This window comes from Nonomuraea sp. C10 (assembly GCF_008017515.1).
In the GTDB taxonomy this organism is placed as follows: Bacteria; Actinomycetota; Actinomycetes; order Streptosporangiales; family Streptosporangiaceae; genus Nonomuraea; species Nonomuraea ferruginea.
Genome location: NZ_VPFF01000001.1, coordinates 3,266,315 through 3,291,385, shown reverse-complemented (window position 1 = coordinate 3,291,385; position 25,071 = coordinate 3,266,315). Strand labels below are relative to the sequence as shown.

Here is a 25,071-nt window from a genome sequence, read left to right as displayed (position 1 = left end):
TATGGTTGCTGGCCATTATTCGCGGTTGCCGTGTCCCACCGGTCAAAGGCGGCGGCAAACATCCGCAAACGCGTCGCATGGAGGGCGTGGCCGGGCTCTGACCTGCGTCATCACCCCGGAAAGCAAGAGACGCGCCGGCGAACCGCCGTCGCGTCTCTTGTCCTCACGGGCTCGTCACAGCACCGCGCCCGAGCCCTCGCGGGCTCGTTTGACACGCGGCTGCGGCGGCTCCGGCGGCGGCTGCTTGTCGAACCGGCCCAGCGTGATGGCCAGCGGCCCGGCCACGAACGACGACGACAGCGTGCCGACGATGATGCCCGTCACCAGGGCGATGGCGAAGTCGCGCAGCGAGTCGCCGCCGAACACCGCCAGCGCCATCAGGATGAACAGCGCGCCCAGACCGGTGTTGATCGTCCGGGGCAGCGTCTGCAGGATCGCCCCGTTCACCGACTTGGCCAGGGGCTCCTTGCGGTTGAGCGCCCACAGCTCCCGGACCCGGTCGAAGACCACCACCTTGTCGTTGACCGAGTAACCCACGACGGTGAGCATCGCGGCCAGGAACACGCCGTCGATCGGCTTGCCCAGCCAGGCGAACAGCCCGATCACCACCGACACGTCCACCACCAGCGCGGAGACCGCGGCGGTGCCGAACGTCCAGCGGAACCGGTACGCCAGGTAGGCGAGCTGGGCGGCGATCGCCACGCCGAGCGCGATCAGCGCGTTGCGGCGCAGTTCCTCGCCGAGGCTCGGGCCGATGAACTCGTCGCGGCTCTTGTTCACCTCACCGCCGACCTCGCCCAGCGCCTCCTGGATCCGGTTGACCTCGGCGATCTCCAGCTCGCCCGCCCGTACGGAGACGTCCGGGCCGGAAGCCTGCACCACCGCGTTCGGGAAGCCGGCGTCCGCGACCGCCTGCCTGGCCGTGTCGGCCGTGATGGGGGTGGAGGTGGAGAACTCGACCAGCCGGCCGCCGGTGAACTCGACGCCGAAGTTGAGCCCGCGGGCGAACAAGCCGGCGAGCGAGACCACGGTCACCACCACCGCCATGCCCAGCCAGAGCGTCTTGTGGGCCATGACCTGCGGGTCGCGCTTGGTCAGCCAGGTCCTGACCCGCCCGACCGAGCCGAGGCCGGACACGCGCGGGCCCATCCGGTCGATGATCAGCGAGGTGAACACGCGGGTGATGAGCATGGCCGACACGAGCGAGGCCAGCACACCGATGCCGAGGGTCACGCCGAAGCCCTTGACCGGCCCGGAGGCCAGCCAGAACAGCAGCCCGGCGGCGATCAGGGTGGTGATGTTGGAGTCGGCGATGGCGCTCCAGGCCATCTTGAACCCGCGGTCGAGCGCATGGCGCAGGCCCCGCTTGGGCGCTCCCGCGTACTCCTCCCTGGCGCGTTCGAACACCAGCACGTTGGCGTCCACGGCCATGCCGATCGCCAGCACGAAACCGGCCAGGCCCGGCAAGGTCAGGGTGGCGCCCATCGCCACCAGCGCCGCGTACGAGATCAGCCCGTAACAGGCCAGCGCGAGGGCGGCCGCGAGGCCGACCATCCGGTAGATGACGACGATGAACAGCGTGGTGAGAAGCAGACCCACCACGCCGGCCTTGGCGCTGGCCTCGATGGCGTCGGCGCCCAGCGTGGGGCCGACCGTGCGCTGCTCGACCAGCTCCATCGGAACGGGCAGCGCGCCGCCCTTGATCAGCACGCCCAGCTCGCGGGCTTCCTCAAGGGTGAAGTCGCCGGTGATGTCGGTGCCGCCGCCGGGGATGCCGGCCCTGCACGCGATGGACGGGTCGAGCTGCGGGGAGGAGATGATCTCGTTGTCGAGCAGGATCGCGAGCCGCCGGCGCGGGTCGCCCGCCTCGAAGCAGGCGACCTCCCCGGTGAGTTTTTGCCAGGCGGCGGCGTCGCGGAACTGGACGCTCACCCACCAGCCCGGCCCCTGCTGGGGGTCGCTGCGCTCGTTGGCGTCGCTGACGCCGTCGCCGCTGATGACCGGCGGGCCGAGCCTGAGACGCTGGCCGCTCTCGTCGGCGACCACGATCTCGCCGTTCTCCGCCTTCTCGCCCTCCTGGGCCACTCCCTTCACGGCGTGGAAGGACAGCTGGGCGGTCTTGCCGATGACCTCGGCCGCCTGCTCCGGGTCGAGCACGCCGGGCAGCTCGACGATGATGCGCTGCTCGCCGGAGCGGACCAGGGTGGGGTCGACGACGCCGAGCGCGTCGGCCCGCCGGCGGAGCACGTCGAGGGCGCGGTCGGTGGCCTCGGAGTCGGCCTTCATCGTGGGCGAGTCGCGCGTCTCGAACACGAGCTGGGTGCCGCCGCGCAGGTCGAGGCCGAGCCGCGGCGCCATGGTGAGGGCGAGGACCAATGAGGTCGCGATGACGGCGAAAGCCGCCAGTGCGCGCCAGAGCGGCGCACGTGACATGGGAAGCCTCCACGGGCTTGAGAGGAAAGAAGGGACCGGGTGTTCTCAGAGCGCCGTGGAGGAAGGGGGCGCGCGAGCGGGGGTGGTCTCCTGGCAGGCGGCGGTGAACCCCGCGCAGGCGTGCGGCCGCTCGGCGGCTGCGGCGTGCAGCGACGGACGCGGCGGGCCGGGCGGGAGCAGGGCGGCGCCGCCGCTCATCTCGTACGAGATCGTCCGGGCCTGGGCGGTGGACGGCGGGAGCGGCGACTTGCGCGCGCCCGGGTGGTGACTGCCCTGCTGGGCCTGCTGGGTCACCCCCTGCGCGGTGACGACCTGGACGACCTGTCCGTGGGCGGGGGCGGGCAGGAACCACGACAGCATGAGGAGGAGCGCTGCGGGCACCCTGGTGCGCACGGTCCCTCCTCGTCGCTGCCTTGATCTTGACGTGCTTGCGGTGTGGACGCCGGAGATCCGGCCGGGCCGCACGGAACGCGGTTTCCCCGCTGCGCAGCCGCCGCCATCGGTGACGATGATCTTACCGGGACGATCAGCGGGATCGTCCCGTCCACCGGCGGTACGCGACCGGACGGCTGGATCCGATCTCCATGCTGGCACACGCGCGCCGCGAAGGCACTCACGCGCGTAAGCCTCCACCCTACGGCGTGCCCGCCCCAGCACCGGACGCCTCGCCGGTATCGGCGCCTTTCAGGGGTGCTTTCCCGGGCCCGTTCCAGAGTGCGGACGCCACCCTGATCAGGCGACTTTGACCGGTGCTTCCACCAGGAAAGTGAGCTATGGTCGGCCTCATGGCGACCCGGAGCATCACACGTGGCTCCACCCCGTTTCTCGCGGTGGTGGGCCTGCTGCTGCTTGCCCTGGTCATGGTCGCCTCCACGCCTCGCTGGGCCGGGGTCCACCCGGTGCAGCAGCGCGTCCAGACCGCGGGGGTGATGACGCCCGGGTCGGAGGTGACGGCGGTGTCGACGCTGCCGCACCAGCAGGTCAGGGCCGAGCACCTGCCCCGCCTGTGGCCGGCGCGCCAGCGTGCCGAGACGGTGTCCGTCAGGCACGCCCCGTCCTGGCCGGAAGCGGGCTCGGCCGCCATCCGCGGCCCCCAGCAGCCGGGTCATCGCGCGGCCGGCTCCCGGAGCCCGCCGCCCGTCTAGAGATCCTCCCTCCCCGTGCTGTCGCGGCGCGGGGCCTCCTCGGCGTACGCGCCGGATCTCTCAGGCTAGGAGCGATGCCTCATGGCTTCATTGCAGACACTCATGCAGGACTACGACCAGCACCGTGCGCGGCTTGAGGAGCTGCGCGACCTGCTGGAGGAGCGGCTCGCCGCCGCTCGCGCCGACCTGTCGGCCGCCGTGACGGCGGGTTCCGCGGCGCTGGCCGGGCTCGCCCGCCGGGAGAGCGACGCGATCGAGTCGGCGCTCGCCCGGATGGACCGCGGCCTGTACGGCACCTGTGTGCGTTGCGGCGCCTTCATTCCGTACGGTGTGCTGCGCCGCATCCCGCACGAGCAGCTCTGCCTCGCTTGCGCCGGCACCAGGGAGCAGCAGGGGCACTCCGGCGCCACCGAGATCCCGGCGCCGCGCCCGGCCCCCGCGGGAGTCCCGGAGCGGAGCCGGCCCGAGGCGGCCGTCCCGCCGGGACCTGGAGCCGGAGACGAGGCGGGGAACAAGACGTGACCGGGAACGGCCGCGTTTCCTGGCTGGACGACAGGGCCGCGGTCGATCTCGGCACCGCGCGGATCCGCCTGATCGGTTTCGGCCACCCTTCGATCGTCGACGAGCCGTCCGGCGTGCCCGGCTCCGCCCGGCCGGTCAGGCACGGCCTGGTCGCCGACGTCGCCGCCTGCGCGCGGCTGGTCGACCAGGTGCTGCGCACCGCGCTGCCCGAGGGCGCGCGGACGCCCGGCCGGGTGCTGGTGGGCGTGCCGGTGACCGCCTCGCCCGCCGAGCGGGCCACGGTCACCGGCATCGTCGAGCGGGCCGCCGGCTGTGCGGCGACCGTGGTGGAGGAGCCGCTGGCCGCCGCGCTCGGCAGCGGCCTGGACATCACCGGCCCGCGCCCGCGGCTTCTGATGGACGTCGGCGCGGGCATCATCGAGGCGGTGGTCATCAGGGACGCCGCCGTCACCGACGCCGTCGCCGTCCAGCTGCCCGCCGATGGCGACGGGTCGCTGCCCGCGCACGTCCAGGACCGCGTCACCGAGATGGCGGCCGAACTCCTGGCCCGCCTGCCGGCCCGGCTGCGCCCGGCGGCGCGCGAGGGCGGGCTGATGCTCACCGGCGGCGGCGCGGCGGAAGCCGGGCTGGCGGGGCGCCTGTGCTCCAGGCTGCGCATGACGGTGAGCAGCGCCCCCGAACCCGCGCACGCCACCGTGCGCGGGCTGGCGCGGCTGTGCCTGCCTCCCATGGCGGCACTGCTCGCCCTTCCCACGGCCTGAGCGCCGTCCCCTCTTCCGCAGCTACGAACACCTCTCTCTCACGTAAGGACGCATTCCATGACCCAGCACGACGAGCACGTCATGCTCAGCGAAGTCCAGGTCCAGACCATCAGCGAGAACCTGCAGAGCCAGCTCATGTGGCGCGCCTCCAGGCTGGACGAGCTCCGGGCACTGGTGGAGGGAGGCGGTGGCACGGACGACGGCTCCAAGCAGGGCGTGCTGGCCGACCTGGCCGCCACCGAGCGGACCATCACCGAGATCCGCGACGCCCTGGAGCGGCTGGCGGACGGCAGCTACAGCCGCTGCGCCGACTGCGGCACCAGCATCCCGTTCGAGCGGTTGAAGATCAGGCCGCTGACCCGGCACTGCGTGCCCTGCCGTCAGCGGCACGAAGCCCGCTGAGCATCCGGTCCAGATAGCCGCGCGTCTTTCCCGGGGCGCGCGGCAGGCAAGACTTACGATTGGGAAACGGTCGGTAACGAAACCGCCTTGATCGGCCATGATTGTCTCGGCGCGCCGTTGACGTCTCACGGCCGGGAGTTCGTGCACGCTCGGGGAGGAAAGTGCTGGGAGCGCGGGTCGGGACTGGGCGGCGACGGGGCGAGGGGCTCCGGTGAGATCGCAGGTCGTGCTGCGCTACCTGCCGTTCGCCGTGCTGCTCGCGGTGGCGGTGACCGACCTGATGGCCGGCCGCGATCTGGGTTTCCTCCCGCTGCTGACGCTGGGCCCGACGTTCGCCTCCGTGTACGGGAGCGTGCGCAGGACCGCTTTCGTGGGCGTGGCCGCGCTGGCGCTGTGCGTGCCCCTGGCTCAATACCAGGGCACGCTGCTGACCCGGCAGAACAACATCACCATCGCCACGGTCGCGGGCGTCACCGCGGCCAGCATGATCGTCAGCCGGCTGCGGCTGCGGCGCGAGCGCGAGCTGGCCAACGTGCGCCTGGTCGCCGAGGCCGCCCAGCGGGTGCTGCTGCGGCCGGTGCCGCGCCGGGCCGCCGACCTGCGGATCGCGCTGTCGTACACGTCGGCGGCGGCGGAGGCGCAGATCGGCGGTGACCTGTACGAGGTGGTCACGACACCGCACGGGGTGCGGCTGCTGATCGGCGACGTGCAGGGCAAAGGGCTGACCGCGGTGGAGACCGCCGCGTGGGTGCTCGGCGCCTTCCGCGAGGCCGCGTACGACATGAGCGAGCTGACCGAGGTGGGCGAGCGGCTGGAGGCCAGCCTGGGCCGCCACCTGAGCGCGGAGACGTTCGTGACGGCGATCCTGGCCGAGGTGCACGACGAGGAGATCTCGCTGCTGAACTTCGGGCATCCCGCGCCGCTGCTGATCCGCGGCGGGGGGAAGATCATCACGGTGGATCCGCCGGAGGAGAGCCTGCCGCTGGGGCTCGGAGCGCTCGCGACCGACCGGCCCAAGCCGCATCGGGTGGCGTTCGGCGTGGGCGACCAGATCCTGCTGTTCACCGACGGGGTGATCGAGGCGCGCAACCGCGGCGGCGACTTCTACCCGCTGACCGACCGCACCGGGCTCCTGCTGGCCGGTGAGCCGCAGGAGGCCCTCGACGCGCTGCGCGCCGACCTGATCCAGCACGTCGGCGGCCCGCTGCCGGACGACGCCGCGATGCTGCTGCTGCGCCGCCATCTCTCCTGAGTGGATCCCTCCGCTGGACCCTTCCGGGCCTTCGCGCGTAGTGTGTTGGACAGTCGTCCAAGGCGTTCGTCCAAAAGGAGGGTGTATGACAGCGGTTCCGACACGGCGGCGGCTGCTCGACGCGGCCGTGCCACTGATCGTGGAGGCGGGCTGGGGCGGGGTGTCCACGCGGATGGTGGCCGAGCGGGCGGGGGTCGCGCCGGGGGTGGTGCACTACCACTTCTCGTCGGTGACGGACCTGCTGGCCGAGGCGGGCACGGAGGTGACGGGGCGGCTGCTGGAGGAGTTCGCGGGCGGCCTGGCGCGGCACGCCGACCTCGGCGACGGGGTGCGCTGGATGATGGCCGAGCTGGGCCGCTATCCGGGCACCGACCCCGCGTCGCTGCTGGTCGCGGAGCTCTACCTGGCCGCCACCCGGATCCCGGAGCTGCGGGAGCGGCTGCGCGGGCAGGTCGGCGGGTTCCGGACGGTCGTGGCGGCGTGGCTGCGCGAGCGGGGGCACGAGGGCGACGCGGACGCGGTGGCGGCCGTGCTGGCGGCGGCGATGGACGGCATCGTGCTGCATCGCGCGCTCGACCCCGCCCTCGATCCGGACCGGCTGGCCGCGCCGCTGCTGGCCCTGGTGCGGGAGGGGACCCGATGAGAGCGGTGGTGTGCGGCGCCGGCATCGCGGGGCTGACGCTGGCCTGGCACCTGGAGCGGGCCGGGTGGGACGTGGAGCTGGTGGAGCGGGCCGGGTCGTTCCGCGACGGCGGCTACATGATCGACTTCTACGGCCCGGGTGCCGAGGTGGCCGCGCGGATGGGGCTGAGCGAGAGGCTGCGCGAGCTGCGTTACGAGGTGAACGAGCTCGGCTACGTGGACGGGGACGGGCGCACCACCAGCCGGCTGACGCTGCCGCCCGGCGCGTACGGGGTGACCAGCCTGCTCCGGGGCGATCTGGCGCGGGCCGTCGCCGACCGGGTGCGCTCGCCCGTGCGGTACGGACTCACCGTGGACGCGGTGGAGCAGGGCTCAGGCGGCGTGCGCGTCCTGCTCTCCGACGGGACGTGGCGGGACGCCGACCTGCTCGTGGGCGCCGACGGCGTGCACTCACGGGTGCGGGAGCTGGTCTTCGGGCCGCGGGAGCGGTTCGTGCGCTACCTGGGCCACCACGTGGCCGCGTACTCGCTCGACGACGAGGAGCTGAGCCGGCGGGTGGGCGTGCGCTACCGCATGCTGACCGTTCCCGGGATGATGGCGGGCGCGTACGCGCTGCGCGGCGGCCGGCTCGCGATGCTGTTCCTGCACCGCGAGCCCGATCCGGCCTGGCCCGCCGCCCCCGCTGCCGCGCTGCGTGAGCGGTACGGGCACCTGGGCTGGATCCTGCCCCGGGTGCTGCCGCACTGCCCGGACCCGCCGGAGCTGTACTACGACCAGGTGAGCCAGGTGGAGATGGACGCGTGGAGCCGGGGCCGGGTGGTGCTGCTGGGCGACGCCTGCCAGGCGGTGTCGCTGTTCGCCGGGCACGGGGCGTCGCTGGCGATGGCGGCGGCCCGGGTGCTCGCGGAGGAACTGACCGGTGGCGGACCTGACGTGCCCGCCGCGGCGGCGCCCGGCGGAGGGCTCTTGGCGGACGTGCCCGCCGCGGCGGCGCGTTACGAGGCGCGGATGCGCGGGCCCGTGGCGCGGGTGCAGCGGTTCGGCCGCCGGTTCGTCAAGTGGATGGCGCCGCCGAGCCGGGGCCGGATCGCGGCCCGCGACTGGCTGCTGCGGCTGGCCGCGCTGCCGGGCGCGGGGCGGCTGCTGGCGGGCAGGCTCGGCCCCGGAGGTCACGAGCTGTTCAGCGCTTCACCTCATGCACCTGGCTCCTGGCCGGAGCGCTGATGCGCACCTTGCTCCCCCAGCCGGTGTAGCGGGTGTCGACGCTGATCGTCTCGCCGCCGTTGTGGCTGCGCCGCCACGGTCCGGACGCGGCGGGGAAGGTGGTGACGAGCCTCGCGGGAAGCTCGCCCGCGCTCAGCGTGAGCCGGTACTCCAGCACTTCCGGATCCGTGGGTTTGATCACCTTGGAGAGCCGGAACCAGGAAGAGATCTTCCACAGCTCTCCTTCGCTGATCTTGCCGGTGTACGTGCGCCCGGACTTCTCGCCGGAGGTGATCAGCGCCTTCAGCGTGGCGGGCTCGGCCGGGTTGATCGTCTGGCTGTACCGGCCGCCCAGGCCGAGAGAGGCGCGGGGGAGCTTGACCCAGGTCTTGCCCTCCGGCGCGCTGCGGGACAGGATGCCCCCCTTGACGTAGGTCCGCTTGCCGACGGCGATCACCCGCTCGTCGTCCACGATGCCTCCGAGGTGGTCCGCGTCGTTTTTCACGGTGCGGGCACGCACCTCGACGGCGGCGGCGCCCTTCCGGTCCAGCGTCAGCTTCCCGGTGCGGCGCAGCGCCGCCGTCGTCCCCTCCAGGTCGATGTACGAGACGGTGTCGGTGAACTTCAGCCCCGTGCCCTTGGCCAGCCGCTTCTGCAGGACCTTCACGGGGTCGGCCGGGGCGGTCGCGTGGGCGGGGGCGGCGGCGAGGAGGGCGGCGGCGCCCGCCAGCGCGGCTATGGCACGCTTCATCGGATGTCCTTCATGATCAGTACGGGATCGGGGCATCCTCGCAGACGATCATCACGGGGACGTCTCGGGGCCGTGTGAAACGATCGAGCCGAGCGTTGTCCCCTCACCCAGAAAGACGCGCATGGAGCCTGTCATCCACCACTTCAGGGCCTCCGGGGTCTCCGTGGTGATCGAATGCCCCTCCGACGCCCTGCCCGCCATCCTGTACTGGGGGCCCGACCTGGGCCCGCTCGACGACCGGGCGCTGGCCGCGCTGGCCTCCTCGCTGCGGCCCCGCCTCGACCTGACCTCCGACGTCCCCGTACGCACCGGCCTGGTCCCCGAGGCGCGCACCGGCTGGACCGGCATGCCCGGCCTGCGGGGTCACCGCGCGGGCCGCGACTGGTCGCCCGCCTTCACCGCCGTCACGTACGGGCTCGAAGAGGGCGGCGGGGTGCGGGCGCTCACCGCGGAGGCCGCCGACCCGCGCGCCCGGCTCACGCTGTCGCTCACCGTCGAGCTGCATCCTTCGGGGCTGCTGCGGGCCAGGGCCGGGCTGCGCAACGACCACGCGGACCCGTACACGCTGGAGGCGCTGCACCTGGCGCTGCCGGTGCCCGCCGTCGCCACCGACCTGCTCGACCAGGCCGGCCGCTGGTCCAAGGAACGGGTCCCGCAGCGGCGGCCGATCACCGTCGGCACCCACCTGCGCGAGGGCCGCCACGGCCGGACCGGCGCCGACGCCGCGACCGTGCTGTTCGCCACCACCCCGGACGCGGGCTTCCGGCGCGGCGAGGTGTGGGGGGTGCACGTCGCGTTCAGCGGCAACCACCTCTCCTACGCCGAACGCGTCCACACCGGCCGCACCCACCTCGGCGGCGGCGAGCTGCTGCTGCCGGGCGAGGTCGTGCTCGCCGAGGGCGAGTCGTACCCGGGGCCGTGGATGTACGCGGCGTACGGGCGCGGGCTCGACGAGGCCGCGCACCGCTTCCACGGCTTCCTGCGCGCCCGCCCGTCCCATCCGCCGGCGCCGCGGCCGGTGGTGCTCAACACGTGGGAGGCCGTCTACTTCGACCACGACCTGGACCGGCTGACCGAGCTGGCCGACCGGGCGGCCCGGATCGGCGTGGAGCGGTTCGTGCTGGACGACGGCTGGTTCAGGGGCCGGCGCGACGACCGGGCCGGGCTCGGCGACTGGTACGTCGACCCTGAGGTGTGGCCCGGTGGGCTCAAGCCTCTGGTGGAGCGGGTGCGGGCGCACGGCATGGAGTTCGGGCTGTGGTTCGAGCCGGAGATGGTCAACCCGGACTCCGACCTGGCCCGCGCCCATCCCGAGTGGATCATGGGGGCCGGTGACCGGCTGCCGCCCACCGCCCGTCACCAGCAGGTGCTCAACATCGCGCACCCGGACGCGTACGCCTACGTCAAGGAACGGCTGCTGGCCCTGATCGGCGAGTACGACATCGACTACGTCAAGTGGGACCACAACCGCGACCTGGTCGACGCGGGCTGGGCGGCGACCGGCAGGCCCGCGGTGCACGAGCAGACGCTCGCCCTTTACCGGCTGCTGGCCGAGATCCGCGCGGCCCGTCCGGGGCTGGAGATCGAGTCCTGCTCGTCCGGGGGCGCCCGGGTGGACCTGGGCGTCCTGGAGCACACCGACCGGGTCTGGGCCAGCGACTGCATCGACTCGACCGAACGGCAGCAGATCATGCGCTGGACCGCGCAGCTGCTGCCGCCGGAGCTGATCGGCAGCCACGTCGGCGCGCCCCGCTCGCACACCACCGGCCGCGTCCACGCGCTGCCGTTCCGCGCGGTGACCGCGTTCTTCGGCCACTTCGGGCTGGAGTGGGACCTCACCACGCTGACCGAGACCGAGCTGGCCGAGGTGGCCGCCTGGATCGAGCTGCACAAGCGGCACCGGGAGCTGCTGCACACCGGGACGGCGGTGCGGCTGGACGAGGCGCCTGAGGGCTTCCAGGCGCACGGGGTGGTGGCCGGTGACGGCTCCGAGGCGATCTTCGCCGTCGCCATGCTGGCGCTGCCCGTCACCTGGCCACCGGGCCTGCTGCGGCTGCCGGGGCTCGACCCCGGCACCGCCTACCGCGTCCGCCCGCTGACGCCGGTGCGCTCCCGGCCGCGGAACGGCGACCCGGTCTGGGTCACGGGCGAGCACGTGCTCACCGGGCGGGCGCTGGGCGTCTCCGGCATCGGGATCCCGTCGCTGTCTCCGGACGACGCGGTGCTGATCCACCTCACGGCGGTGTGACGGGCGACCGGCGGTCAGTCCGGCCGGCTCTGCCGCCGCCGCTCCTTCGCCAGCTCCTCGCGGAGCCGATCGAGCTCGGCCTCCAGTTCGAGGATGCGGCGGACGGCGACCAGCGTCATCCCCTGGTCGGTCATCCCGATGACGTGGCGCACGACCAGGATGTCGCGGCGCGAGTAGCGCCGCTGGCCGCCCGGTGAGCGCCGGGGGCTGATCACGTCGTGCTGGTCGAGGCGGCGCAGGAACGCCTGCTGGACCCGGAGCATGTCGGCCACCTGCCCGAGCGTGTAGAGCGGCGCGTGATCGTCGTCGATCGGCAGCTGGGACATCATGGCCTCCTCCGGGGCGGGGGGCGGGGAGCCGCCCCCCGCGCGGTGCGGCGTCAGCGCCTGATGGCCTTGACGTCCGCGCGCTGGATCTCGACCTTGCGCGGCTTGGCGCGCTCGAGGACGGGGATCCGCACGGTCAGGACGCCGTCCGCGTAGGCGGCGTCGATCTTGTCGCTGTCGAGGTGCTCCGACAGGTAGATCCGGCGGGTGAACGCGCCCATGGGACGCTCGCGGACGAAGAGACGCTCGTCCGCGCCGGTCTCTTCCTCACGGTGGGCGCTGACACTGAGGACACCCCGGTCGATGGTGACCTCGATCGAGCCGGGGTCGATGCCCGGCAGGTCGAAGCGGAGCACCACGTCGTCGTCGCGGCGCAGGCCGTCCATCGGCATGACGGCTCCGCCGGCGCCGAAGGCCTGACGGGTGAGCCGGTCGAACTGGCGCTCGAACTCCTGCAGGAACGGGTCGACGGTCGTCAGGAGCATGTCTGAACCTCCTCGCTGGCTAGGCGCTAACCTCCAACTGCATTTGTAGGTTACGTCAGACTCCACGAGAAGGCAACCGCCTCCGCGTCAGCCGCCGGGCAGGGCGCGGAACACGGTCCCCTCCCCCGTCAGCGTCAGCTCCGGGGCGTTCGCCGGGACGAACGCCGACTCGCCGGGCCCCAGTGTGAGCCCGCCCACGACGGCGTGGCCACCGGTGCACAGCAGGATCTGCGGGACCCCGCCCGGCACGGTGTGCGCGGCCCCCTCGGCGAGGTCGTGGCGGACGAGCGCGAACTGGGTGGCCGGCGGGTGGTAGCCGTGCCGCCCGTCGTCCGCGGACGGCCGGACCCGGTGCGGCGGCGCGGGCGTGAAGTCGACGATCCGCATGAGCTCGGGCACGTCGCGGTGCTTGCCGGTCAGGCCGCAGCGCAGCACGTTGTCGGAGTTGGCCATGATCTCGACCCCGACGCCGCCCAGGTAGGCGTGCGGCACCCCGGCGCCGAGGAAGATCGCCTCGCCGGGCTGGAGCCGTACGTGGTTGAGCAGCAGCGCGGCGGCCACGCCCGGATCCCCCGGATAGGCGCGCGCCAGCTCCGCGTACACCGCGAGCCCGCCCGCGGGACCGGAGCCGCCGCGGGAGGGCGCGCCGGTCAGGGCGTGCTCCACCGCTTCGCGGGCGTCCTTGGAGGCGTCGCCGAGCATGTCCTGGAAGACCTCGCGGAGCGCTTCACCGGCGGGGCGGGCGCGCAGGGTCTCCACCCAGCGGCCCGTCTCGGGGATGTCCAGGCTCTCCAGCAGGTCCGCCGCCTCGTCCGGCGCGCGGAAGCCGCAGAGCCCGTGGAACGGCGTGAGCGCGCACACCATCTCCGGCTTCGGGAACGGGTCGCGGTAGGTGCGCGCCGGGTCGCCGATCGGCACCCCGGCGGCCTCCTCCCGGGCGAACCCGGCCCGCGCCTGCTCGGCCGTCGGGTGCACCTGCAGCGACAGCGGGCCCGCCACCGCCAGCACCTTGAGCAGGTAGGGCAGGCCGGGGCCGGACGCCCCGGCCATGCCCAGCGGGTCACGGGCGATCAGCTCGGTGAGCGGGACCCCGCCCACGGTGGACGGGGCGGCCGGGTGGGCGCCCATCCACATCTCCGCTTGCGGTTCGCCGGTCGCGGGGGTGCCGAACAACTCGGGGAAGGCGGTCGGCGACCCCCACGCGTAGGGCTGGATCACCGGCGCCAGCCGCATCGGTGCCGTCACGTCGTCTGCTCCTCTGGGACGGGGCTGCGGGACGGCACCAGTCTAGGGACGATCGATCAGCGGGCCGCGTCGCCGGGCCGGTCGTACGCCCCGGTCACGGCCGGGCTCAGCGGTCCACGTACAGCCTGCCGAACTCGGCCTGCGGGGTGCTGCCGGCGAAGTTGCGGTCCACCTCGGCCCGCTCGGCGGCGCTCGGGTTGGCGTTCGTGCAGCTCACGGGGGCGCTGGAGCCGGACATCAGGTCGGTGCAGCGGCCGGTGCGCCGGTCGGGCAGGCCCAGGATGTGGCCGATCTCGTGGGCGGCGATGCGGACCGGGTGGTAGCCCTGGTCGGTGGCCTGCCGGCCCATCCAGATCCGGCCCCGGCCCAGGCTGGTCGGCTGGGCGCGGGGCCAGCCGTCGTCGGCGACGACGACGAAGTCGGCCGGCGTGCCCGCGACGAGCCGGACGTTCACGACGCTGGCGTTCCAGATCTGCGCGGCCTGGTCGACCGCGCCGCGGAACTCCGCCGCCCGGCTGGCGTCGTAGCGGAGGACCCTGACCAGGGCGGTGGCCTGCGCGGGTGTGGTGGCCAGCAGGAAGGCCAGGGTGAGGATGAGAGAGAGCGCGAGACGGAGGGGTCTTGGCATCGTGTCTCCTCGGACAGTGGGGGTGCTGTCACGGTAGACGCGACGGCATCGTCCGGGGACAAGGCACTTTGCCCCTATCACCGCGGTATGGTTCACCGGTCCTCTCGGTAGTCGGCGGCGACGCCGATGAGGGAGATGAGGCCGGCGGCGAACTCCATGGCCTCGGCGTGGCCCTCGGCGAAGGGCGGCTGGAAGCCGACGCCCTCCCAGGCCCCGGTCCGCGGGTTCCACAGGTCGCTGCCGACCTCGAAGTCCCACCCGTAGACGCCGTGGTCGTACCAGAGCTCGTCGGCGGAGTTGCCCGCGGCCGAGTAGAGCACGTCGGTGACCGGCCCGGTCTGCTGCGGCCAGGTGACGGTGCCGCGCTCGGCGGCGATGGCCTCCAGGATGGTGCGGGCCGAGCGCAGGAAGTACGCCTCCTGCTGACGGCTGGGCCTGGGCAGGGTGACGCGGCCGTCGAGCCGGTAGGCGCCGGGCGGCCACATGAAGTAGCCGCCGTAGCTGTGCACGTTGAGCGCGAACCGGATGTTCGGGTACGTCTCCGCCAGCCAGATCACGTTGCGGCTCTCCGGCTCGGAGTGCTCGCCGGGCCCGGCGTAGGTGCCGCTCTGGCAGTTGGCCGAGGCGCCGAAGTAGCCGTCGAACAGCGAACCGACGGCGTAGTTGCGGTTGACGTCCACGCCCCAGGTGTTCCGCAGCGCCGGGTCGGACTGGGCGGCCGGGCAGTGGTTGGTCATGTTCTTGCGCTGGGCGTTGAAGTCGTAGAAGGAGTAGTTGGCGCCGTCGGGGTTCACGGTCGGGACGATGAAGATGTCGGCGCGGCGCAGCAGCTTCCTGGTGGCCGGGTCGCGCGGGTAGTTGCGCAGCAGCCGCTCGGCCGCCTCGATGGTGACCAGCGGCGTCACCCACTCCCTGGCGTGCTCCTGGGCGTAGGCGAGGACGCCGGTGCGCGAGCCGTCCCGGTGCGTGCCGATGCGCAGCGCCAGCACCCGCCACGGCTCCCGCGACACGTCCGCGGGCGCGCCGAGGAAGTCGCTGAGCTGGGTGAGCGGCGCGGGCGCCAGGACGCCCGCGCCCGGGTCGGTCCGGTACGTGGCGGCGGTCACCGGGCTGCCCGGCGCGCCGGTGATCGCGGCGGCGACCTCGGCGGCGGTGCTCACCGGGGCGCCGGAGCCGTCGGTGGCCAGGCTGACCCTGACCTGCTTGCCGTCCACGACCACCGCCAGCGTCCGGTCGGCCGCGCCCGGGTCGGACAGCTCCACGGCCAGGTCGTTGCCGCCTTCCGACCCGTACGCGCGCGAGGTGACCACGACGGCGGCGCCCGGCGGGGTGCCGATGAGGGCCTGGGCGTGGCGCCGGTAGCCGTTGGTCAGGTGGGGCAGCTCGATGATCTCGGTGAGGGCGGGGAAGCGGCGGTGCAGGTCCTTGACCCGGGCGTTGAGCTGCGCGGGCGGCATGTACTGGGTGATGAAGTCCTTCTGGTAGCCCGGCCGGTCGCGGTCGGGCCGCTCGCCGTCGGGCCACTCCCCGACCCGCGCCTCCGCCACGCCACCCGCGGCGGAGGTGATGGTGACGCGGTCCGGCCTGACGCCGGCGGGCACCGGGACGCTGAACTGGTGGCCCAGATAGGCGCCGGCGTCCACGTACGGGACCATCTCGACCTGGCCGGTCGCGCCGCCCCTGCCTTTCCAGGTCACGGTGAGCGCGGCGTCGGCGCCGGCGCTGCTGGACGCCTCGACCGACAGGAAGTAGCCGTCGCGGGACTGGAACCACACCGCCCGCTCGACCACGATGCGGTCCTTCGTGCCGCCGCGGTGCTCGGGGGCGGGCGCCGGGGTGCCGGTGGCCAGGGTGGCGCCGAGCGGGCGCAGCTCGGCCAGCCGGCTGGGGGTGACCACCGCGTCGACGCGGATGCTGCCGTCGGGCTGCGGCCGCACCCGGCCGGTGAGGTCGGCGCCCGAGCCCACCAGCCGCTCCAGCGCGGCCCGGTCGGGCACCGTGAGCGTCACCAGCGAGGCGGGCTCCGGATCGGCGGGGCCGGCGACCGCCGGGAGCGACGGCTCGGCGGCCACGAACGTCGTGAGCACCATCGCCAGGACAACTGCGGACGCCCGTGAGCCACGCATCGGTTCCTCCGGTGATCGCCGTATGGCCGTCATTGAAGGCCGAACCGGCGACTCCGGCAAGACCCAAGGTTCCGTCGCGAGGGTACTGCGCTGAACGATCTCGCCCCAGCACAATGGGCGGGTGTCTGGACATTCCCGCGTCACCGTGCGGCGCGTCAGGGCGGACGACGCCGAGGAGTTCGTCGCGCTGTCCGGCGCGAGCCGGAGCCTCCATCACGGCTGGGTCAGTCCGCCGACGTCCGCCGAGGCGTTCGAGGACTACGTGGGACGCTTCGACGGTGTCACGGCGGTCGGCCTGGTGGTGTGCGTGAGCGACACGGGCCGGCTGGCCGGGTTCGTCAACCTCCGCGGCATCGTCCGGGGCGACGAGCACCGGGCCACCATCGGCTTCGGCGGTTTCGCCGCCACGGCGGGCCGGGGCTACATGCGCGACGGCGTGCGACTGGGCCTCGGCTACGCGTTCACCCTGCTCGCGCTGGACCGCGTCGAGGCCGACATCCAGCACGGCAACGAGGCGTGCCTGAAGCTGGCCGCCGAGGTGGGATTCCAGCGTGATCGCGCGACCGTGACCCGCATCCACGTCGGCGGGCTGTGGCGCGACCACGAACGGTGATTCATCACGTCCGGCATGCTGCGTCGGGCCGACGGGACAGTGACGCGGCAGCGCGTTTAGCGACCTCGCGGCTCGGGAACTCTCGTTGCCGTACCTGGGGCCGCTCGTCCTCGGCCGGGGAGCTGATCAGCGTGCTGGACGACGGGGGCGCCGACGCCGCTCCCGGCGTCGAGTGGCCCGCGGATCTCGATGTCCAGCGGCTTCTGGAGGGCGGCTGGCGGCCCACCGCGTTCCACCAGTTCGTCCTCAAGCTGCACAGCCGGTGCAATCTCGCGTGCGACTACTGCTACATGTACGAGATGGCCGATCAGGGCTGGCGTCTCCAGCCGCGCAGGATGTCCCGGCCGATCATCGACAGCGCGGCCGCGCGGATCGCCGAGCACGCCCGCTCGCACGGCCTGGACCTGGTCGAGGTCGTCCTGCATGGCGGCGAGCCGCAGCTCGCCGGCGTCGATCACCTCCGCTACGCGGTGTCCGCGCTGCGCCAGGCGATGCCTCCCGGCGTCCGGCTCACGGCGCAGGTGCAGACCAACGGCACCCTGCTGGACGGGCCGTTCCTGGACCTGTTCGCCGACCTGGGCGTGCGCGTCGGCGTCAGCCTGGACGGCGGTCGCGAGGAGCACGACCGGCACCGCCGCCGGCCCATGGGCGAGGGCAGCTACGAGGAGGTCCGGGCCCGGCTCGACCTGCTCACCACGGAGAAGTACCGCCACCTCTTCGGAGGGCTGCTCTGCACGATCGACCTCGCCAACGACCCCGTGGCCACCTACGAGGCGCTCCTGGAGGTCGGCCCGCCCTTCGTCGACTTCCTCCTCCCCCACGGCAACTGGAACACGCCCCCGCCGGGTTGGTCGCCCGAGCACCCGCACTACGGTGAGTGGCTCATCCGGATCTTCGACAGGTGGTACGAGGCGCCGCGCAGAGAGACGCACATCAGGCTCTTCCACCAGATCATGCTGCTGGCGGCGGGGAGGGCCTCTCGCAGCGAGTCCGTGGGGCTGTCTCCCGCCGCGCACGTCGTGGTGGAGACCAACGGCGGCATCGAGCAGGTGGACACCCTCAAGGCGGCGTATCCCGGCGCCGCCGCGACACCTCTGCACGTGCTGCGCGACCCGTTCGACCGGGCGTTGCTCCTGCCCGCCGTGGCCGCCCGCCAGATCGGAGCCAGGGCGCTGTCCGACACGTGCGCGGCGTGTGACATCCACCAGATCTGCGGCGCGGGGCTCTACTCCCACCGCTACCGTCCGGGCGCGGGTTTCCGCAACCCGTCGGTCTACTGCTTGGACCTCTACCGGCTCATCACCCATGTCCGGCGCCGGTTCGACGCCGACCGGAAGGCCCGCCAGGCTTCGGCCGGTCCCGGCGGCTGACGGCGTCAGATCGGTGGCGGGTCGATGTCCAGGTCGAGATGGCGCTGGTTGGCCGCCACCTTGACGTCCGCGTGTTCCCTGCCCAGGGTGGCGGCGTAGTGCTCCATGGTCCGCTCGAAGAGGATCTCGGCCTCCTCCTCACGTCCCGACGCGCGAAGGTCCGCCGACAGGTTAGACGCCGCGGCCAGGGTCGTGGGGTGCCGTTCGCCCAGCAGGGCGGTCAACCGCAGATGGTTGTCCTCGCCGAGCCGGCACGCGGCCTCCAGGTCGCCCAGCTCCGCCAGGTCGCTGGCGAGGTTGATGGCGATGATGAGGGAGTAGTGGTGGTCGCGGCCGAGCCTCTTCTCGATGCCCTCCAACGCCTGCTGGTTGAGCCTGCGGGCCTCTTCCGGCCGGCCTCTCACCCGGTGCAGCAGGGCGACGTTGCTGACGCAGCCGCAGGTGTAGGGGTGCTCGGCGCCGTACAGCTTGGGGAAGCGCTCCATCGTGTCGACGGCGAGCTTGAAGGCCTTCTCCGCCTCGTCGTTGACGCGCAGGGAGTTGGACAGGCAGGCCGCGGCGGCGAGAGTGCCGGGATGTTCCAGACCGTAGAGCCGGACGTACCGCGCGTGCACCTCCCGGGCCATCTCGAGCGCCTCCGCCCTGTCGCCCGCCCGTAGCAGCGAGATGGCCAGGTCCTTCTTGGCCAGCAGGATGCGGTAGTGATCCGCGTCGAGCTGCTCCTGCCCGTAGGCCAGGGCGTCGTGGCCGATGTCGCACGCCTCTTCGTACTCGCCGCAGCCGCGCACCGCCCGGCTCAGGCTGTTCCACAGGTTCAGGACGGTTCCCGTCTGGTCCTGGCGTTCGCCCTGCTGGGTCCGGAGCGCTTCCTCCAGGATCTCCCGGGCCTTCCAGTAGTCGCTCAGGAGCCCGTGGTCGATCGCCAGGTTGTTCATCGCCCGCAGCGTGCGCACGTGTCCGGGCCCCAGGACCTTCTTGTGGAGGTTCACGGAGTTGGTGTCATGCTCACGCGCCTCGCGGAAGAGCCCCTTGGCACGGAGATCGGCCCCGATCCCGTTGAGCAGGGCCAGGGTCTCGGGATTCTCGTTGCCGACCGCCTGACGCAGCGAGGCGAGCGTCCTGGTGTTCAGCTCGAACGCCTCGTTGTACTTCCCGAGGTAGCGCAGCAGGTCGCCTTCGGCCTTGGTCGCCTTGAGCACGTACACGTCCTCCGGGCCCGAGTCCCTGGTCCACTGCTCCCTGAACACCCGCACGTGTTCGCGCATGGAGACGTGGTTGCCGGAGGCGCTGAGGTAGTTGACGACGTTGAGCGCGAAGTCGCGCACGCCCGGCCGCAGGCTCTCCGCCACCTTCGCGGGCGCGATGTGCGGGAGCAGGGCGTCGTACCGGGCCCAGGCGGCCGGCACGTCCAGGTCGCTCGGGGCCCATCCCACGAGCAGCGAGTGGACCTCCGAGCGGATGGACTGGTGCTCCTCCGGACGCAGCTCCTCGCGCACGAGCGCCTGGATGAGGCGGTGCACCTGAAGCGTGCGCAGGCGGCTCTCGTTGTCGATGCGGACCAGGGCGTACTTGTTGAGCTTGCCGATGGCCCTGCCCAGGCGGATCGGGTCCGCCACGAGTTCGGCCGTCTGCGCGCGGACCGGTCCCTCGACCGGGGCGAAGACCGCCCGCGGGATGGGCTCGGGCCCGAAGAACGCGCAGCAGCGGAGGAGCTCCATCGCCTCGGGCGACTGCTTCTTGAGCTGCGCCATGGACAGCTCCCAGGCGGCCGTCATGGAGTGCCGGTACTCGATAGGCTTGCCCTCGCTGAGCAGCCGGCTCGTCCGCTCCTCCAGGAGCCTGAGGTACTCGTCGGTCGGCATGCCGGTCTCGGTCTGCAGAGCGGCCGCCTGTTCGAGCGCCAGGGGGAGGTCGCCGAGAGCGTCCGCGAGCCGGGTGGCGTCCTCGTCGGTGATCGCGCGGCGCATCCGCCGTTTGAAGAACTGGACGCTCTCCTCCCGCTGGAAGACGTCGATGGCGACGGTGTCGACCACGTTCTCCCAGCGATGGTTGCGGGATGTGACGAGAACGTGCCCGGGACCTTCGGACGGGATGACGTCGGTGAAGTCCGCGGGCTCGTCCGCGTTGTCGAAGATCAGCAGCCACGCGGAGTACGGAACGCCGCGGCGGAGCGCGTCGAGCACGGCGGCCGCGGCCTCCTCGATGCCCATCGCGGACGGCTCGGGCAGGCCGAGGCGAGGGGCGAGTTGCGCCAACGTCGTACGGACCAGGCCCGGCTGGTCGGCGGGCACCCACCAGACGAGGTCGTAGTGCTGCCGGAAGCGGTGCGCGTACTCGACCGCCGCCTGTGTCTTGCCGACACCGGCGAGACCGTACAGGGCGTGCGGGACCACGGCGGTGACCTTGCCGGCGATGTCGCTGCGCAGCCGGTTGAGCAGCTCCTCGCGCCCGGTGAAGTTCTTGTTGCGGGGCGGGACCTTCCACACCTCGGGATGGTCACCGGCACCTGTCATCGTGACACTCGGTCCGTCGGTCACCCGCGCCGCCCTCCCCGCCTCATGCGTCGATCGGACGATTGCACTGCTCGAATAAGGGGCAGCATACGAACGATAGATGCCGTCAAGACAGGCCTTCGCCGAAGACTACGCGCGGTTCGACAAAGGCACCCCGTGCGAAGACTGCTGAAAAAGGGAAACACCTTTTCTCGCGCTACCGACAGCACTTAATACGGCGCCGGGGACTTCCGCTGTATAACCCGGGAGTCACATCAAAGTCGAAAGCGTGGACGACCGATCACCCTTTGTGGTGAAGCTTGACCCGTAACCGCAGGCTGGTTCAGCTACACCGACGCCATGAAACTCCTCGGTCAGCCGAGCGAGGTGGTCAGCCGGCTCGATCGGCTGACCGGTGGCTTCCTGCTGGCTTTCACCGGGGTCGAGCCGGAGTTCTTCCTCGGGCTGTTCGACGCCAAGGCCGAGTTCGCCCGGCTGAGCCGGGACGCGAGTGCAGCCCTGCAAGACAGACGGCTCGGGCTGGGCCGGTATCGGCGGACGCAACGGGTCGCCGCCGCGCACGCCGTCATCGTCCTCACCGGGTTCTTCGACACGGTCAGGCAGGGCGGCCGGTTCCTCGGTCCGGGCCTGAGCCTGTTCAAGGCGGAGCAGGCACGCCTGGCCGGCGCTCCCGACGCCTCGTCCAACCGGCTGGGCGACCTCGCGGAACACCTCCTGCGCGCCAAGCTCCCCTGCCCGGGTCCCACGCAACCCACGAACGGGTCCTGGTCTTCCTGGGCGCGTACTACGAGGGCCTCGCGGAGCGGCTGCTGGACTTCCTGCGGGGCCTGCGGCTCTGGGAGGAACTCCGTGAGGCCGAGCGCGAGCGGGCGGAGCGGTGGCTCCTCGACGAGGTGCCCACCGCCGCCCTGGAGACATATCAGGAGCTCTTCCACCGCTTGAGCACCGAGGTGCCGGAGGTCGGGTCCTGGGTGAACCGCACCGACCACCAGGCGACGCGGGCCCTCATCGGCGACCTCGGAGCCGGTCTGACCGACCTGCGCCGGGACCTCCTGTCGGTGGCGACCGGCCCGCGGGCGGAGGGAGTCCGGGCCGCGCTGTCCCGCTCCTACCAGGCCCTGCTGGACAAGCCCATCGTCTCGGTGGCCGATCTTCCCCCTGAGGTGCGGATGCCGCCCCTGGCCGAGGCGTACATCGTCCCGTCCTTCCGGCAGGCGGTGACGGACAGCGCCGCCCGGCCCGCCGAACAACGCTGGTGGCAGGCCTTCCCGGTGCGGGACGATCTCCGCGGGTTCCTGTTCGGCTATCTCACCCACCCCGCCGCCACCCAGTCACCCCTGCTCGTCCTCGGGCAGCCGGGAGCCGGCAAGTCCCTGCTCACCAAGATCGTGGCGGCTCAGCTCCCGCCCGAGGAGTTCCTCGTGGTCCGCGTGCCACTGCGCGAAGTGCAGGCCGAGCACGACCTGCAGACGCAGATCGAGAGCGCGGTACGGCAGGCCACCGGGGAGTCCATCCACTGGCCCATGCTGCACCGTCCGGACACGAACACCGTCGCCGTGATCATCCTCGACGGCTTCGACGAGCTTCTGCAGGTGACGGGCGTCAGCAGTTCGGACTATCTGGAGAAGGTGGCCGCGTTCCAGGCGCGGGAGGCGGAGCAGTCACGACCGACCGCGGTGATGGTCACCAGCCGGACGGTGGTCGCCGATCGGGCCCGCCTGCCCAGCGAGACCGTGGTGATCCACCTGGAGCCTTTCGGGGACCGCCAGATCGCGCAGTGGGTCGGCATGTGGAACGCCCGCCACACCGGCTACTTCCACAGCCGCCGGCTGGAACCGCTCGACCTGGACACGGTGCGCGGGCTCAGGGAACTCGCCGCCCAGCCCCTGCTGCTGACGATGCTGGGGCGGTACGACATGGACGGCAACGCGCTCCGGCTCGTGGGAGTGCGTCTGGGCCGCGCCGAACTCTACGAGAGGCTCCTCGTCCGGTTCGCCGAGCGCGAAGCCCTGAAGAGCGGGCGGGGCCTGCCCGACCGGGACGTCAACTGGACCGTCAGACGGGAGCTCACCCGGCTGTCCGTGGTCGCGTTCGCCATGTTCAACCGCAACAGCCAGTGGGTCACCGGCGACGAGCTGTCCAGCGATCTCGTCATACTCCTGTCCGAGACGGCGGCACGGAAGACGAACCAGTTCCAGGCGCCTCTCGATCCCGGCGAGCTCGTCGTGGGCAAGTTCTTCTTCGTGCACGAGTCCCAGGCGATACAGGACACCAAGAAACGCAAGAGCTACGAGTTCCTGCATTCCACCTTCGGCGAATACCTGGTGGCCCGGCTGACGGTGCTGGAGATCCTGGAGCTGGCCGAGGTGGCGCGCGGGCATCGGAGCCACGCGCGGCCCGTCCGGCACGACGACGACTTCCTGCACGCCCTGTTATCCCATGCCCCGCTCTCGGCCCGGGAGTCCGTTCTCGAATTCCTCCAGGACCTCCTGGCCGATCTGCCCCCGGACACGCGGGAACTGCTGAAGACCACCCTGCTGGAGATCTTCCGCGACGCGCTCTACGCCCGGACGTCCTCCCAGTACGGCTCCTACCGGCCCGGCCGCGTCAAGGAGCTGCGCACGCTGCCCATGCGCCTGGCCGTCTACAGCCTGAACCTGCTCATCCTGCTCGCCATCTGCGGCGGCACCGTCGGCGGCAAGGAGCTCTTCCCCGAGCCGATGCAGGTGGTCAGCAGGTGGCGGAGCCTCACCCGCTTCTGGAGGTCGCAGGTCCCCTACAACGCCTGGGTGAACCTGGCCCGGGTGCTCGACGTGGAACGCACCTGGAGGGACGGCGAGCGCACGGTGCTGATCCGCTGGGCGGGGCGGGACACCTCGTCCCCGCCGGACGGCGACCTCTACTGGACCTACGACAAGGCGCCGGAGGACACCGACCGCGGGCACGTCTCCTGGATGTACGAGGACTTCCAGATGGCGGCCAGGAGCCTCCACTTCCTCTGCGGGTACGAGGAGGAACTGCTGCTGCACGCGGTGGCCCCGCTGGCGCCCGAGCTGAGCAGATCCCTGACGACGGTCGCCGGCTACTGGGAGGACCAGGCGAAGTCGCCGGCGCACGCCCTGCTCCGCATGTGGATGCTGTCCAGCAGGGCGTGCGCCGCCGCCGACCTCGCGGACGCGTACGCCGAGTGCCTGCGGATGAGCCAGGCGTTCGCGCCCTTCGCCGAGACGGACGCTCTCGCGTACCTCGACGTCGTCCTCGGCCACCTGGCGCTGGACGCGGCGCGGCTGCGGGGCGTGCTCACCCTCGACCGCCTCCATCTGCACCACAACAAGCCGTCGATCGAGTCGAGGATCCGCACGGCCGTCGCCGAGCTCGGTCTGGCATGAGGGCTACTGCCGGGGTGCGGCGGGGGCGGTCGAGCCGCGTACCACGAGTTCGGTGGCGAGCTCGATGTGGTGGGAGTCGATCCGTTCGCCGGCGGCCAGGCGCAGGGCCCGCCGGAGGGCGACGCCGCCCATCTCGCGGAGCGGCTGGCGGACGGTGGTCAGCGGTGGTGAGGCCATGCGGGCTATCTGGGTGTCGTCGAAACCGACGACGCTGAGGTCGTCGGGGACGCGCAGGCCGCGCGCCCGCGCGGCCTCCATCACGCCGAACGCGGTCTCGTCGCAGCCGGCGAAGATCGCGGTCGGCGGTTCGGGGAGGGTGAGGAAGCAGGCGCCGGCCTCCACTCCGTCGCCGTAGCGGAACCTGCGGTGCTGGATGTACTCCTGGCGCACCGCCACGCCCTCGGCCTCCATGGCGGCGCGGTAGCCGTGCAGCCGCGCCTGGTTGCACGCCGCCGTGGCGGGGCCGCCCAGGTAGGCGATGCGCCGGTGGCCGAGGGAGAGCAGGTGCTGGGTGGCGGCCAGCCCGCCGGCGAAGTTGGTCGACCCGACACTGGTCACGCGGGTGCGCGGCAGGTTGAGCGGGTCGATCACCACCAGGGGCAGGCCGGCCTCGGCCAGGGCGGCGAGCTGGGCGGCGGTCAGCTCGCTGGTGACGGCGACCAGCGCGCGCCGGCCGGTCGCCGCCAGTTCCCTGGCCCACCTGCTGGTGCGCTCGGAGCCCTTGCGGATGCTGATCACGACGGACACGCCGAGTTCGCCGCCGGCCCGCACCGCCCCCTGGATGATCTCGTTGGAGTAGGCGTTCAGGTCGGAGTCGAACTGCAGCTCGACGGTGCCGGCGGTCTCGTCGCGCCGGGGCGGCGGGGCCACGTAGTCGTGCTGCCGCAGCGCCGACAGCACCAGCGAGCGGGTCGCCGGCGCGACGTCGCTGCGGCCGTTGAGCACCTTCGAGACGGTCGCGACCGACACGCCGGCGGCGGCCGCGATCGTGGCGAGCGTGGCGCGCTTGGCCGGCAC

At 72.4% G+C, this 25,071-nt stretch carries 20 protein-coding genes and 1 pseudogene; 11 read left to right on the top strand and 10 right to left on the bottom strand.

The genetic code is table 11. The features are described 5' to 3' along the window. Window positions 1-174 precede the first annotated feature (174 nt). Both secD and FR742_RS14975 read right to left on the bottom strand, forming a co-directional pair. Complete coding sequence (gene secD / locus FR742_RS14980; protein ID WP_148031528.1) at window positions 175-2,433, bottom strand: protein translocase subunit SecD; 2,259 nt, start codon at window positions 2,431-2,433, stop codon at window positions 175-177. 45 nt (window positions 2,434-2,478) lie between these two features. Further along, on the bottom strand, window positions 2,479-2,826 hold the full coding sequence (locus tag FR742_RS14975; protein ID WP_148031527.1) for a hypothetical protein: 348 nt from the start codon (window positions 2,824-2,826) through the stop codon (window positions 2,479-2,481). A 392-nt stretch (window positions 2,827-3,218) separates the two neighbouring features. On the opposite strand from FR742_RS14975, the gene FR742_RS14970 reads away from it, so the two are divergent. The 7 genes from FR742_RS14970 to FR742_RS14940 all read left to right on the top strand — a co-directional run bounded on the left by FR742_RS14970 (window position 3,219) and on the right by FR742_RS14940 (window position 8,381). Further along, window positions 3,219-3,578, top strand: a complete 360-nt coding sequence (locus FR742_RS14970) for a hypothetical protein (protein WP_148031526.1) — start codon at window positions 3,219-3,221, stop codon at window positions 3,576-3,578. 81 nt (window positions 3,579-3,659) lie between these two features. Beyond that, on the top strand, window positions 3,660-4,100 hold the full coding sequence (locus FR742_RS14965) for a TraR/DksA C4-type zinc finger protein (RefSeq protein WP_148031525.1): 441 nt from the start codon (window positions 3,660-3,662) through the stop codon (window positions 4,098-4,100). Further along, window positions 4,097-4,861, top strand: coding sequence for a rod shape-determining protein (locus FR742_RS14960; RefSeq protein ID WP_148031524.1), 765 nt, complete (start codon window positions 4,097-4,099; stop codon window positions 4,859-4,861). The genes FR742_RS14965 and FR742_RS14960 overlap by 4 nt, the downstream gene beginning before the upstream one ends. Before the next feature lie 57 nt (window positions 4,862-4,918). After that, a complete protein-coding gene (locus tag FR742_RS14955; protein ID WP_148031523.1) occupies window positions 4,919-5,263 on the top strand; it encodes a TraR/DksA C4-type zinc finger protein in 345 nt (114 codons plus the stop codon). Between the two features lie 211 nt (window positions 5,264-5,474). Next, a complete protein-coding gene (locus FR742_RS14950; protein ID WP_261808542.1) occupies window positions 5,475-6,515 on the top strand; it encodes a PP2C family protein-serine/threonine phosphatase in 1,041 nt (346 codons plus the stop codon). 85 nt (window positions 6,516-6,600) lie between these two features. Beyond that, window positions 6,601-7,158, top strand: a complete 558-nt coding sequence (locus FR742_RS14945; protein WP_148031522.1) for a TetR/AcrR family transcriptional regulator — start codon at window positions 6,601-6,603, stop codon at window positions 7,156-7,158. After that, entirely contained in the window at window positions 7,155-8,381 is a 1,227-nt protein-coding gene (locus FR742_RS14940; RefSeq protein WP_148031521.1) for an FAD-dependent oxidoreductase, read from the top strand. Before FR742_RS14945 ends, FR742_RS14940 begins: the two co-directional genes overlap by 4 nt. Here the strand turns inward: FR742_RS14940 and FR742_RS14935 are convergent. Then, window positions 8,338-9,111: a hypothetical protein gene (locus FR742_RS14935; RefSeq protein ID WP_148031520.1), complete on the bottom strand. Its 774-nt coding sequence runs from the start codon at window positions 9,109-9,111 to the stop codon at window positions 8,338-8,340. The two genes, FR742_RS14940 and FR742_RS14935, sit on opposite strands and share 44 nt — an antisense overlap. 121 nt (window positions 9,112-9,232) lie before the next feature. On the opposite strand from FR742_RS14935, the gene FR742_RS14930 reads away from it, so the two are divergent. Beyond that, entirely contained in the window at window positions 9,233-11,359 is a 2,127-nt protein-coding gene (locus FR742_RS14930) for an alpha-galactosidase (protein WP_148031519.1), read from the top strand. 14 nt (window positions 11,360-11,373) lie between these two features. On the opposite strand, the gene FR742_RS14925 is transcribed toward FR742_RS14930, so the two are convergent. From FR742_RS14925 to FR742_RS14905, 5 genes are all read right to left on the bottom strand, one after another. Then, window positions 11,374-11,685, bottom strand: coding sequence for a MerR family transcriptional regulator (locus FR742_RS14925; protein WP_261808541.1), 312 nt, complete (start codon window positions 11,683-11,685; stop codon window positions 11,374-11,376). 53 nt (window positions 11,686-11,738) lie between these two features. Continuing rightward, window positions 11,739-12,170, bottom strand: a complete 432-nt coding sequence (locus FR742_RS14920) for an Hsp20/alpha crystallin family protein (protein WP_148031517.1) — start codon at window positions 12,168-12,170, stop codon at window positions 11,739-11,741. Window positions 12,171-12,257: 87 nt separating this feature from the next. Then, on the bottom strand, window positions 12,258-13,415 hold the full coding sequence (gene manA / locus FR742_RS14915; RefSeq protein ID WP_261808540.1) for a mannose-6-phosphate isomerase, class I: 1,158 nt from the start codon (window positions 13,413-13,415) through the stop codon (window positions 12,258-12,260). Window positions 13,416-13,521: 106 nt separating this feature from the next. Continuing rightward, the gene (locus FR742_RS14910) at window positions 13,522-14,043 is read right to left on the bottom strand and encodes a snapalysin family zinc-dependent metalloprotease (protein ID WP_148031516.1); all 522 of its coding nucleotides are present in this window, start codon (window positions 14,041-14,043) and stop codon (window positions 13,522-13,524) included. Window positions 14,044-14,135: 92 nt separating this feature from the next. Next, window positions 14,136-16,169 carry a M14 family zinc carboxypeptidase gene (locus tag FR742_RS14905; protein ID WP_148031515.1) on the bottom strand — a complete coding sequence of 678 codons (2,034 nt, stop codon included), beginning with the start codon at window positions 16,167-16,169 and terminating at the stop codon, window positions 14,136-14,138. A gap of 121 nt (window positions 16,170-16,290) precedes the next feature. Between FR742_RS14905 and FR742_RS14900 the strand changes: the two genes are divergently transcribed. Both FR742_RS14900 and FR742_RS14895 read left to right on the top strand, forming a co-directional pair. Next, complete coding sequence (locus FR742_RS14900; RefSeq protein WP_187281154.1) at window positions 16,291-16,782, top strand: GNAT family N-acetyltransferase; 492 nt, start codon at window positions 16,291-16,293, stop codon at window positions 16,780-16,782. 131 nt (window positions 16,783-16,913) lie between these two features. Further along, window positions 16,914-18,152 carry an FxsB family cyclophane-forming radical SAM/SPASM peptide maturase gene (locus tag FR742_RS14895; RefSeq protein ID WP_261808539.1) on the top strand — a complete coding sequence of 413 codons (1,239 nt, stop codon included), beginning with the start codon at window positions 16,914-16,916 and terminating at the stop codon, window positions 18,150-18,152. 5 nt (window positions 18,153-18,157) lie between these two features. Here the strand turns inward: FR742_RS14895 and fxsT are convergent, their stop codons facing one another. Continuing rightward, window positions 18,158-20,665 (bottom strand): FxSxx-COOH system tetratricopeptide repeat protein, encoded by a 2,508-nt coding sequence (gene fxsT / locus FR742_RS14890; RefSeq protein WP_261808538.1) that lies wholly within the window; start codon window positions 20,663-20,665, stop codon window positions 18,158-18,160. 339 nt (window positions 20,666-21,004) lie between these two features. Here fxsT and FR742_RS14880 point away from each other — a divergent pair. After that, window positions 21,005-24,054: pseudogene (locus tag FR742_RS14880) on the top strand (NACHT domain-containing protein). Between the two features lie 3 nt (window positions 24,055-24,057). Here FR742_RS14880 and FR742_RS14875 read toward each other — a convergent pair. After that, window positions 24,058-25,071: a LacI family DNA-binding transcriptional regulator gene (locus FR742_RS14875; RefSeq protein WP_148031511.1), complete on the bottom strand. Its 1,014-nt coding sequence runs from the start codon at window positions 25,069-25,071 to the stop codon at window positions 24,058-24,060.